This window comes from Acinetobacter sp. C15 (assembly GCF_013420645.1).
GTDB classification, from domain to species: domain Bacteria; phylum Pseudomonadota; class Gammaproteobacteria; order Pseudomonadales; family Moraxellaceae; genus Acinetobacter; species Acinetobacter indicus.
Genome location: NZ_VOXR01000027.1, coordinates 1 through 12,330, shown reverse-complemented (window position 1 = coordinate 12,330; position 12,330 = coordinate 1). Strand labels below are relative to the sequence as shown.

At 36.7% G+C, this 12,330-nt stretch carries 8 protein-coding genes and 3 pseudogenes; 2 read left to right on the top strand and 9 right to left on the bottom strand.

The window, feature by feature from the left end; all coding sequences use genetic code 11:
* Positions 1 to 10 precede the first annotated feature (10 nt).
* The 6 genes and pseudogenes from FTT63_RS15765 to FTT63_RS10795 all read right to left on the bottom strand — a co-directional run.
* The gene (locus FTT63_RS15765; protein WP_227554690.1) at positions 11 to 847 is read right to left on the bottom strand and encodes a hypothetical protein; all 837 of its coding nucleotides are present in this window, start codon (positions 845 to 847) and stop codon (positions 11 to 13) included.
* 11 nt (positions 848 to 858) lie between these two features.
* Entirely contained in the window at positions 859 to 3,153 is a 2,295-nt protein-coding gene (locus tag FTT63_RS10815) for a hypothetical protein (RefSeq protein ID WP_180192270.1), read from the bottom strand.
* Positions 3,154 to 3,157: 4 nt separating this feature from the next.
* Complete coding sequence (locus tag FTT63_RS10810) at positions 3,158 to 3,610, bottom strand: transporter (RefSeq protein ID WP_108676034.1); 453 nt, start codon at positions 3,608 to 3,610, stop codon at positions 3,158 to 3,160.
* Positions 3,611 to 3,931: 321 nt separating this feature from the next.
* Positions 3,932 to 4,930: a ParB/RepB/Spo0J family partition protein gene (locus FTT63_RS10805; protein WP_001085468.1), complete on the bottom strand. Its 999-nt coding sequence runs from the start codon at positions 4,928 to 4,930 to the stop codon at positions 3,932 to 3,934.
* The gene (locus FTT63_RS10800; RefSeq protein WP_000158575.1) at positions 4,930 to 5,547 is read right to left on the bottom strand and encodes an AAA family ATPase; all 618 of its coding nucleotides are present in this window, start codon (positions 5,545 to 5,547) and stop codon (positions 4,930 to 4,932) included. The genes FTT63_RS10805 and FTT63_RS10800 overlap by 1 nt, the downstream gene beginning before the upstream one ends.
* A gap of 82 nt (positions 5,548 to 5,629) precedes the next feature.
* Positions 5,630 to 5,836 (bottom strand): annotated as a pseudogene (locus FTT63_RS10795) (hypothetical protein); the annotation flags it as partial.
* A gap of 55 nt (positions 5,837 to 5,891) precedes the next feature.
* Here FTT63_RS10795 and FTT63_RS10790 point away from each other — a divergent pair.
* Both FTT63_RS10790 and FTT63_RS10785 read left to right on the top strand, forming a co-directional pair.
* Positions 5,892 to 6,745: pseudogene (locus FTT63_RS10790) on the top strand (IS5 family transposase); the annotation flags it as partial.
* 1,025 nt (positions 6,746 to 7,770) lie between these two features.
* The gene (locus FTT63_RS10785) at positions 7,771 to 9,117 is read left to right on the top strand and encodes a hypothetical protein (protein WP_020753597.1); all 1,347 of its coding nucleotides are present in this window, start codon (positions 7,771 to 7,773) and stop codon (positions 9,115 to 9,117) included.
* Positions 9,118 to 9,419: 302 nt separating this feature from the next.
* Here the strand turns inward: FTT63_RS10785 and istB are convergent, their stop codons facing one another.
* The 3 genes and pseudogenes from istB to FTT63_RS10770 all read right to left on the bottom strand — a co-directional run bounded on the left by istB (position 9,420) and on the right by FTT63_RS10770 (position 11,920).
* Positions 9,420 to 10,193, bottom strand: coding sequence for an IS21-like element ISAba8 family helper ATPase IstB (gene istB, locus FTT63_RS10780; protein WP_180192269.1), 774 nt, complete (start codon positions 10,191 to 10,193; stop codon positions 9,420 to 9,422).
* Positions 10,193 to 11,211: pseudogene (istA, locus tag FTT63_RS10775) on the bottom strand (IS21 family transposase). The gene istB and the pseudogene istA overlap by 1 nt, the downstream one beginning before the upstream one ends.
* 379 nt (positions 11,212 to 11,590) lie before the next feature.
* A complete protein-coding gene (locus FTT63_RS10770; RefSeq protein ID WP_016658833.1) occupies positions 11,591 to 11,920 on the bottom strand; it encodes a four-helix bundle copper-binding protein in 330 nt (109 codons plus the stop codon).
* Between the last annotated feature and the right edge of the window lie 410 nt (positions 11,921 to 12,330).

Here is a 12,330-nt window from a genome sequence, read left to right as displayed (position 1 = left end):
ATACATACCCTTACGGTCCATTGAGTAGTTGCTGAATCCGTCGATAACATAGCATCGCAAAGGCATTGAAATAAATGTTTTGGGTTTGCCATAACTCCGCCTCTTCTTCGCCATCCTGACGATAGATGTTGCCATACTTTGTCGAGGGCAACGTGTATGAAAAGACATAAGCCTTTTGATCCTTTTCGGCATCTGAATAGATCGGAAGCAAGCCACTATCCAGGTTCATTTTAAAAATTGCATCATGAATCGCCAGCAACCGTTCAGATTGAATGCATCCCTGATCAAAAATTAATGAAATACACAGACATTCAAACAAGGTATTCACTAATTTTTGTTGCTCTTTAGCCGTAGAGTATAAGAGGATACCTTGAGTTTGTTGTTTGAGATAATCCGCCCAATTCACATACAGTTTTTCTTTTACCTCGACGAGCATAGTACCCTGCTGTAACTTTCGTCCTGAAAAAACGTTGTCTAGACGTTTAGGTGTGTAGACGATCCAATCGGGCAACTTAATCTCATAGCTCTCGGCATAGGAAGGGTAATCCTTTTGCCACTGCTGGTTTTTCTCGTTACAAATCTGTTTCACTTGTTTAAAACAGAATTGAAGGTAATCTGCAGCATTGTCCTTAAATTTGGATGTTTGGCAGAGCTGCTCTAAAACTGCTCTATGGATATTGAACTTGTCCAGAATTTGCTGATCAAGCCACTTAAAATCAATTTGAGCAAGGTCAGAATTTACATCTGTGTATGTAGCAGTGATCAGCTGAGAAATTTCTTTAAAAATGTCGGCGATTTCTCTTTTAATGGCATTTTCTAATTGCGTAACGAGTGATGTATCAAGCACAAGATGGTCCTTTAAAGCACTTCAAGCTTTGCGATTTCTAGTTTGTTGAGCAAGCTTTTAACTTGCTGCTGAATGTCGTGTTTGTAGAAATAAGGGCTTAATCCAGAAATGTGACTGAATCCCATGCTTTGCTTATCATGGGTATATAGCGTATTGTGAATGTCACCACTCAAGGCGAGATGATTTTTAGTGAAATGCCTTGGCCAGTTTTTATAAATCTGCACGGTCTCTTTAAGGTAATTCGTGACAAAATCAGCAGACATGGGCTGTAACTCCAAATGCTCCACGACTTCCGCAAGATTCACCTGACCTTTTTGGGACTTGATCCGAGGATGTGAGATGACATAGAGCATAAAACCATCATTTTCCAATTTCACTTTAAAACTAGTTATCCCGAGTGTCTCGATGGTTTGCGTCAGATATTTTCGATATGCATTGAAATGATCCTGCCAGTAGCCTGTAACAGGAACAGGACGTCCTACTTTTCGTGAATCAGTTTTTTTATCATGCACATAAAGCAGTTGTGCCTTAGGATCGTAATGTTTGAGTAACCCCGGCATGCCGACTATTGGACGTACCGTCAGGCAGATTAAGGAAAGATGCCACATCCAAATGCTGTAAGCATTCAGCTTCTCGATCAGATTCGCTTGAGTATTGGCTAATGTGTTTTTGACAAAATGATAAAGCTGATTAAAAAATTCACTCGCGGCCTCTACAGTCCAGCATCGCTGACTACCAATACGTTCCTCACGATGAAAAATATGGCCAGGGTGTTCATTCTCAATCCATGGATCACCTTTTCTACGGTCTAATAGAACATTAATATAGCCTTGAAAATGCTGGTCGATTTGATCGATCTGACGCCCTTCATAGTTCCATTGCACGATATGATGAGTATCCCGATTAGCCAATAAGTGTGCGACTAGGTTATCACCAGTCTCCATATCCAGATGGAAATAGATTTGTCGCTCTAACATCCCGCAGGTGATTTCACCAATCTGATGCTCTTTAAAGACTTCCCGCAAAAAATTATTGTACTCAATCACACAAAATTCAGGTTCCTCTAAAGCCTCTAAACTGGTGATCCAGGGTGCTGGTATGCGCCATTCTAGGGTTAAGGCCCGATTATAACGCTGTGCTTTATCTTGCATGGCACCGGAATGATTGGCATTCAACTTAGGATCGATCACCCAATAATAATGGATGACTTTTTTGACTGATTTTTTTTTAACTCTACCAATACCAATCAAATACTTGATCTTTTGAAAGACCGTTGGACTCAGACCGGTCAAGAGACACATCAGACCACACACAGCTAAAGCCGATTGATATGCATCATTTTTCGTATTTTCTTGATAACACTCGTGCAATCGCTGATATACCTCAGTTAATAAACTGGGTTTCAGATAAAGCGGATTAGTTTTACAGGCTAAGTCACGTCGCTGAATTCGCTTAGCTTGCTTTTCGAGCTGTTTCTGTTTGTCATCAGAGAAACTCCCCTTCACCCGCTTGGCGATCTCATCCTGTTCAGGATCGACAAGATTGGCCTCTGTATCCTGTTCCTTATCATCATTCTCCACATCAAACGAAGATATGCCAGAATGAGGTGTGCGGGTCATGCGCTTTTGAATGTTGTCGATTAAAGTCTGAACATTGATTGACGATGAATTTAACCTACTATTGATGAGTTCATTACAAACAATAATGAATTGTTGAATATGGCGGCCGAGATTAAGCTGTTCAAAATCGTTTTTTATTGTTTTGCTCTCTAAAAAAGTTTTTAACTCATTGGCATTAAATTCATCCATCCCCTGGAGTTTTTGCGTGATGTTTGCATACAGTTGTTTATTTTCCTCAGCGTGAGAAAACTGCTTTTGCAACAACAGTTTTAAATCATAAGATACTGTATTGATTTTATTGTTCTTTTCACACTTATGTAAAATAACTCGTCTTTCTTTCTCTTCAGCCTGAGGCTCTAACAAGATGATTCCCTTCAGCATTTCGCACAAGACTGCAGTCAAAAGATATGAATAGATGAATGCTGCTTTTTGTTGGTCGCTTAGTTCTCCTATAGATGCACTTTTAGCCCATTGAGTTAAGCCTGCCAATAATTTCTTTTGTGTCACCATCCGATTGTCTTTAATCACCACATGGATATCGTGAGCAGCAACATACAATTCCAGTGCCTGCTGATCTTGCGCCAAGAGCTGATTCAAAATTTGTTTTTTTACACTCAGGGGTTGATTGACCCATTCTTCCAATAGTTTAATTTGCTTGTCAGCTGACAATTCATCAGTTTGGCTCATAAAGCTACCATAATTTTTCAGGGTAAAAATTGATATTCAGGTTTCGTTCGAACTTGAGCTTCAAGTCTTTATTCAGGCCAAAGTATTTTTTATAAGTGCTTGCACTCAATTGAACACAACGCTGCGGATTTTTTCCCACCTTCATATACCGTGATAATGGCAAACCTAAGGTATCGGACAATTGAGTAAAAAAACATGTAAATAGAACAGCATGTACCTCTTTATGTTTGTGCTTTGGAACCTGTTCCAAATCTAAAGAAATTTTATGGATTAACCATTTTAGAATTTCAAATTCATCAACACCTTTATGGGATTTTTCACCCTTGTTAAGAATTCTTTTGATATAAGCATCCAGCTTGTTTTTAAGATTCAAGATAAAATGTCGAATAAAATCTGGTAAATCTAATATCAAAACTGCACTTAACTTGGTCAGGACTTCAAGTGATTTTTTTTGCATTTCCAATTTTTTTCTATCGTAACCATCTCAGCTGATACTGGCTGTATAAACTCAATACTGTTGAAATGGCTAATTTTTAAATTTACAACTTAGGCTCAACAGAATCTGTTAAGCCTAAAAAGGCAGATCATGAAGATAAAAATATTGTTGATTCTGATATGGATGAAATTTTAGATCCATCAGAAGATCAGTTACCGTTCTGGTAAGCATTTTTCCCTTTAACACTTTTTAATTCAATATGTATGATAAATAGTAGTACCCAATATTTAAAAAAATATTGGATACTCAATTATAAATTTCCACAGTGGAAATTTATAATTTTTATGGGTGGTCATCTAAACCGGCAAGAAATTCTTCTAACTTTTCAATCTTTTCTTGATTAAATTCAGCATTTAAACTGGTGCGAATATTTAGGACTGTTTTCCCATTGAGACTTTTCTCGATCTTAATCGAACCAAATTTAAGACCATTTTTATTTTTTAAGATCATTTTGTTTACTAGAGAGGCATTTTCGATGCTTTGATCTTGTTTTTTAGCTGTCTCTTGTACCGTTAATGCTTTTTCTATTTGATAAATGAATTTTTTTGATGGACGATTTGTTTCTGTAAATTCATTTAGGTACTTTTTCCATATGGTTAACGTGGTATCTTCAACTAGTTGATGGTTAAACTTTAAAACCAGTTTATTTAATTCAGTTAACAATTGTTGTGCGGTTGCACCTGAAATCGCTTTGGGGTGGATTTTTAGATCTTCTTTTATATAGTTTGGCAGTTTATAAAAGCTCATTAATCTAAAGTATTTAGATTGATCTAATTGATATTTTTGAGTAATAAATTCTATATTTTGTATAGTATAACCAAACTCATCGCAGTGTTTTTGTATAGCATTGACTAATTCAAAATCACTAAGATTTGACCGATGTAAATTGTCAATCAATGAAATTAAAGCTGTCTTTTCTGTAGATTTATCATCTCGAATAATTGCACGAATAGTCTTATGTTTTAATACATCACGAACAGCTCGAAACCTTTTTTCTCCACCAACAAGCTCATATGTTTCTTCTTTTTTGATCACAACAATCGGATAAATTTGCCCATTCGTTTCAATACTTTTGGCAAGCTTTTCAACATCTTGTAAAACTTTGTCTGTAATAATGCGAGGTTGATGCTCTGAGAAGTCAATAAGCTCTATAGGTAGATCAACAATATTATTTTCAGTCGATGATACCAATGCAACTTTGCCTGTTCCTGCTGCATTAATAAATGCTTGTTCCATTTCAAAGGCATCATCAAAATCGACAATGAGTGGTTTTTTCGCCATTACAGGATCTCCACCAAAAATTCATTTAATTCATCTTTTGCTTTACTACTACCCATTTCTAATACTGATTTTCCTTCGATCATTGCATCGCGAAATTGTTTGCGATCACGCACAATGGTATTTAGTGTTTTCACAGACTTGACTTGTTGTAGCAACTCTAAAGCAGCATCAATTTCTGTAGATTTGGTATTGGTTGGTGCTTTATTTAAGACTACAAAAGTTTCTAATTTCTTATTTACTTGCTTAGCAGCATTTACCAATCTAAGCACAAATGGCAGCACTTCGATATCTGTTTGACTAGGTTGCGTTGGAATAATAAGAACATCTGCTATTAATAATGCTGAACGAAACTCAGCTGAATCACGTCCTGCAACATCCAATACAATATATTTATTATTATTTTTTAACTGTTGTAGTTCTTCTTTTAAATTATCTTTGAGCGAAATGGTTGTAATCGAGTCTTGTGTTCTACGTTTACTCCATTTTATAGAGGATTGTTGATCATCTCCATCTACAAGAATAGTCTGACCTTTTTTGCTCAGAGCAACAGCTAAATTGGTTGAGAGTGTGGTCTTTCCAACGCCACCTTTCTGATTGGCAATTACGTATATTGTCATGGATTAAATATATAAAAATTAAATTTATATTAGCATAATTTTAAAAATTAAAAAAATATTTTTAAATTTCCACAGTGGAAATTTAAAAAACTAAAAGCCTTTTTTTTCTTTTGTTTAGTCCCGGCATTTGATGGATCGGATCAATCTTAAAAAGTTCAGGTTCATCTATCCACTGTTTGCAGATGAATTCGTAGGGAGTCAGGCCCCTGAGTGTTTTGAGTCTGCGGTCGAAGTTGTATGTAGCAATAAAATCAGCAAGGTGAATGCATAGCTGAGTGTGATCGTCGTAAGGCTTTGTTGCACAAACCTATCTGTAAAGGGTTTTTCAGCGATATAATTTTCAAATGAAGAAGCCTGCACACAAAATCTACCGCACAACCAATTGGCCCGCATATAACCGAGCACTCATGAGTCGCGGAAATATTGCCATTTGGTTTGATCCTGCTACGCAATGGTATGCGCCATCAAAAGGCAAACAAGGGCGAAATCAAACCTACTCCGACGCAGCCATCCAATGCTGCTTAATGATTAAATCCTTATTCCGTCTGTCTTTACGTATGGTCACTGGCTTTGTGCAAAGTCTGATTAAACTTTGCGGATTAAATTGGATAGCTTCAGATTACACCACGCTTTGTAGAAGACAAAAGCATATTGATATTGTAATCAGCTACCAAAAAAGTAGCGATGGGCTGCATCTACTCATGGACTCTACAGGCATGAAGTTTCTAGGTGAGGGCGAATGGAAACGCAAGAAACATGGAGCTGAATATCGTCGCCAATGGCGTAAACTACATATTGGTATAGATGCTAAAACCCTGCAAATACGAGCAGTTCAGCTTACAACCAATAATGTCAGTGATTCACAGGTGCTTGGTGATTTACTTAATCAGATTCCACAAGATGAGCGGATTGACTCTGTTTATACCGATGGAGCTTATGACACCAAGCAATGCCGTCAGGTCATTGCAGATCGGCAAGCGCATGCGGTGATTCCACCTAGAAAAAATGCGAAACCATGGAAAGATACAAAGAGTAGCTCGCTAGAGCGAAATGAATTACTTCGAACAATTAAACGTTTAGGCAGGACACTATGGAAAAAATGGTCAGGCTATCATCGGCGAAGTTGGTTGAAACTAAGATGCATTGCATCAAATTATTAGGAGATAAACTCAGTGCAAGGAGTTTTGATGGCACTGTTGCAAATAGAAATTTGAGTCGATGATGTTCCCTTTAAAAAGTGCTTAGAGACCGAAAACTCTATTCTATATTGTGCTTTTTGTTAAAAATGACACTATATATAGTATTTTAATTTGTTATATCAATGCGATTTTTTTCTACAACTTTATACATATTTGAAAATTCATTTGGAACGTCTTCAGTTATAACCATGCGATAGTATCCAGGTTGGAACAACTATTTTTCTATAAGAAGATATGAGAACGACTGAAAGGAGTTCGATATATCGTTCTATTCTTTTTCTTTATTTGAAAAATTAATTAAATATTTATTAATTAGTTATCTGTATTTTTTTATAATTTCTTCTTTAAGATTCAAGTTAAAAAAAGCCCTAAAAGATTGACTTTTTTGATAGTCCCAAGACAAGGTTTTGTCTAGCCTTATTTTATAAGACTTTTTAAGCTTCCTTCAAAATCAGTTGAAAACATTGAGTTATAAAAGAATGGACCTCAGCTCGAAACTTTACGAAGTATAGCGAGTAACAACGAAGCTATGCTGAAGTAAATGTTTGAGCAACCAACCGACTGTATGCAATAGCTACAGTAATGGAAGGAACAGAGGGCGGTCAGTAAATAGGCTTTAGGTGCTATGTCTGTGTGCGCTTATGTGTACCTAGAATCCGTACATTTTTGTTTTAAGGTTTTTGCTTTTTTCATTTTTAAAAACAAGTAGTTATAAAATGTCTAAGACAAGGTTTTGTCTACAGCCTTTAAATTTTCCTTTATAAATTCACTGTAATTTGAGTATCGAATTTCAGCGAAAGCCGTATAAAACCTAAGATCAATTAAGACTGAAATCTGTCTTACTTATCCACAGTTTTAAATTTAAAAACAAAACAAGTGTTTAGCTAGACAAATAAAGCAATTCAAGACAAAAATAGAGCCACAAGACAAGTTATTGACATTATCTGTCTTGAGATAATATAATCTGTCTCAAGAGGGGAGAACAGTCTTCCATTACAACAATATGCAATGAGGATAATAAAACGTGCAAATAGGAAAAATAAGCACAGTGTTTAAAGTTTATGATGCAATGATGGGTAGCGGTAAGACTACTCAAATTATAGAAAACATTAGAACAGCAGAAAAAGACCAGAACTTTCTTTACATCACTCCATTACTTGATGAATGCCATCGTATTTCAGGTACAACATACGATCCTGAAGATGTATTAAAACGTCCTTTAATTACCACAGAAGACGATACAAGCGTTCATTACGCATATTTAGATGATGCTCCTTTGAAGGAAAGACGTTTCAAGCATCCAAGCTATAAGGGTGGAAATAAAGCTGAAAGCTTGCAATACCTGTTAAAGAACAAAGAAAACGTAGTCAGTACACATCAGCTCTTTATGAACCTAACACCAAATATGTTGGATGATGCGAAAGACTATGTACTGATTATTGACGAAACAATTCAAGTCTATGATGTATATACAGAGCATTCATCTACAGAGTTAGAAGCTCTTTTCCGTTTAGGTTGGATTCATGTTGATGATGATGCTGTCACTCTTCGTTTCAACCGTGAAAAGTATGGTGATAACGGTGGTGACCCGACAGGTACGAAATATGAAAACCTAGCAACAATGTGTGATCTCGGTCAGCTCTTGTATGTGGACCAGAAGCTGATTGTTTGGGAATTGAGTATCGACACACTGAGATCTTTTAAAGAAGTCTGGATTGCTACTTATATGTTTGAAGGCTCTCAAATGTCAGCGTATTTGAAATCGTATGGCGTTGAGTATGAACTGATCCGTTTTGGTAACAAGCCTTCTCAAATTAAGCATTTAGTCACTATTTCAGATAACAAGTTTATTAATGAGATTGGTACTAAAACTACAGCATTGAGTTCAAGCCAATTCAAATCAAATAAGAAAGCTTTATGTGAGCAGTTGTCAAAAAATCTTGATAACTATTTCCGTAACCATGTTAAAGCGAAAAAGTCAGATAGACTTTGGACTTCATTTAAAGAAGCACATTCAGCAATTGCTGGATCACGCTATAAAGAAGAGTGGTTAGCCTTCAATACAAAGGCAACTAACGAATACAAAGACAAAACCAACTTAGCTTACTTGATGAACCTATATCCAAATCCAATGGTTGTTAAAGCTTCAGCTATGAAGGGATTCCCTGTTAAGGAAGATGTATTCGCTCTATCTGAGATGGTCCAATGGATATGGCGTTCTGCTATTCGTGAAGGTAACCCAATCAATATTTATGTACCAAGCTCAAGAATGCGTAGTTTATTACAGCGTTGGTTAAATGATGAATTTGAAAATTCTGCTGCTGAAGATATTGAAGTTACAGAAGAAGCCGAACAGTTAGAATTAGTTTAAATTGGCTTTGTTGCACAAAGATTTGAAATGCAAAGCGCCCCTAATTGAGCCAAATTTAAGGCGTAACTTGGGTAAGTGGTCGACCTAATTCCGGAGTTTCCTAAATAGAGTGAAAAAATAAGTATTTGATTTTTATAATTATTTTATTTTTAATTTCTAATATCTGAACACAAATATTATAGTTTTCTTACTAATCTGCCATACCCTCACATATTTTATCATTAATATTGTCAACGGCATTCTAAAATTGACCCCTTTTACCTTACAAATGGCAAAGTAAAATTGACCCCTTTGATCTCGTATTAAATTTCAACCTGGGGCTGAATCCCAATTCTTTTTTTATCCTTCAAACGATAACTCTCACCCGATATTTGTACCACATGACAGTGATGTAATAGCCGATCTAACATCGCAGCGGTCAACGTGACATCATCCGCAAATGACTTAGACCATTTGCTAAAGGGTAAGTTACTCGTCAATATCGTACTGCCTTTTTCATAACGCTTGGCAATCACGTTAAAGAACAGATTCGCTTCTTCACGTCCAAACGGTAAATAACCAATTTCATCGATAATCAGTAACTTTGGTCCCAGTACCGCACGCTGCATATAGGTTTTCAATTTACCTTGCTGATAGGCTGTACTCAGTTGCAGCATTAAATCCGCTGCAGTAATGAACTTGATCTTAATGTTGTTCATGATGGCCTTATAGCCTAATGCCATAGATAAGTGCGTTTTTCCTACTCCGCTAGCCCCCAGAAACACCACATTTTCTGCTCTAGCAATAAAGCTCAGATTGAACAGTTCAATCACCTGTGATTTAGGGGCCCCTAGGGCATAATTAAAATCATAGTCTTCCAGGGTTTTGACTTGAGGCAGGCCTGAGAGTTTCATCAGTACCTGCTGGCTGCGCTGTTGCCTGGCAGCATATTCATGCGTCAAGATCGCTTCAACAAAGTCGGCATAACTTCCATCCTGACCTAATGTTTGTTGTGCATGATGTGACCATTGTGATGCGATGGCAGGCAGATTGAGCTTTTGGCAAAGCTGCTCTATACGGTCGTATTGCAGATTCATCAGGAAACTCCCAGCAACTGGTCATATACCGATAAGGGATGCTGCAAACTCTCGTAGGGCATGACATGCTGTGCTGCTGCAACAGGTACAGTGCTGGAACCTGTATCTGATTGCGGTAATGGCGTAAATTTTTGCTGCTCCTGTTGTAGTCGAACAGCCGGTTTTTCTTGCGTGGTGGCATGAATCCGCTGATTGGCGGTTTCATGCAGCCACCGGCCAATGTGGGCATTGGCGACATCAACATCTAACAGTAAACCCGAAGTCTTCAGGCTTGCTTTCAATGGCACAATAAAGCTTGATTTGAGGTATCCATTAAAGCGTTCAACTTTGCCTTTGGTCTGTGCACGGTAGGGCTTACATACGCGAGGACGAAAGCTGTACTTCTTGGCGCAGTCGAGCAGTTTGGGGTTCCATTTATGCTGCCCCTCCTGATAGGCATCCCGTTCAATCATGATCGTTTTAGCGTTATCAAACAGGATTTCTTGAGGTACTCCTGCAAAGAACTGAAATGCATTTTCTAGACCATCGATCCATGCATCCGTACGTTCATGATCATAAAATTTCACGAAAGTCGCTCTGGAATACCCTAATGTTGCGACAAAGGCTTTTAAAGTCGTGTTGTTGCGTCGAATTGTGGTGAAATTCACCTGCATTTGTTGGCCAGGTTGGGTTTCAAAACGAATGATCGGTTCCGGTTGGCAACTGGTTTTAATGTTGCAAGATATTCCCTCAAGATCCTGATCTTTCCTGGATATCCCAACCCTAAAATTTCCTGGTAGAGCACAACAGCAGGAATCCATTCAGGATGAGCTGCGTTTACACGTTGGAGTAAATAGGGTTTATATGGGTCAAGAATACTTGTTCTAGGTTGTGTACGCCGATACTGAGGTGTTTCCTTCTGCCGTAAATATTTACGTACGGTATTTCGGGACACCCCCAGTTCACGACTAATGGCTTTAATAGATTTACCTTGCTGATGAAGTATTTGGATTGTCACTGCTTGCTCCAAAGTTAACATGTTGAGCAGTCCAAAATGACCGCTATATTAACCAAGGGGGTCAGTTTTTAAATGCCATTAGGGGGTCATTTTTACACTGCCGCTAACAATATTCAATTACTTATATTTTTACTCAATACGTCTTGTTTGCAAATTAGATTTTTTTATATTGCATCAAGTTAAATTATTTTTTCTAAATAAACTCGTGGAACGTGAAAAGTCATAAAAAAAGCCCGATCTGGAGAATACGGGCCAATCAAAATGATATATACCATTGATTAATAAAGACAATTATAACACATTTCGTATAACGTGTATTATGTTAATTTTAGGAAAGGCTCTAGACTAGCAGAATGATTATGTTAGTCTAGAGCCATATAATTAACATTATTGAAGTATTTTACATGGCAATTTTTCGACATTCTTCTGCACACTGACGGCAAGCCTCAGCACATTTTTTACAATGATCATGTGAATGTTTTTCACACTCTTCCGCACAATATTCACAGATCTTAGCACAAAGCTCACAAATCTCTTTGAGGAAAGGTGAGTTATGTTGTTGCATACGCACACATAACTGACAAATATCTGCACATTCTAGACAACGTTGAATACATTCACGCATCATCTCTAAATCTTTTTCTTTTAAACAAGAAGTTGCACATTCAGTACAAATAAGTGAACAGTTTGTACATGCAGAAATACACTTTGAAAATTCCGTATTAATCATTTTTTACTCTCAACTTATATAATCAAAGAAATAATTAAAACATAATTTTTTTCTACTAATTATTTTAAATTATTAGTAAATGTAATACATAATGTTAATTTATATGAATAATGTTAATTTTAACTAAATCTTATTTATATTCCAAATTATTAAAAAACAGTTTTTAATTAGGATAGATGATCAAGTATCAAAAGCAGCTATTCTTAAAATAACTGCAATAATTTTATCACTTTAAAAATAGATTTTCCCTCTATTTAACATAATGGCGGTTATACGAAATTAGTTGTTAGAACCCATTTAAAGTGTCTATATTCTCACCAATAAAAATGTCTGGTTTATGATGGTTTAAACATCATGGACTGGATATGAAATATAGATGCTGATCACTATGTCTGACAAAGAAATTCAAC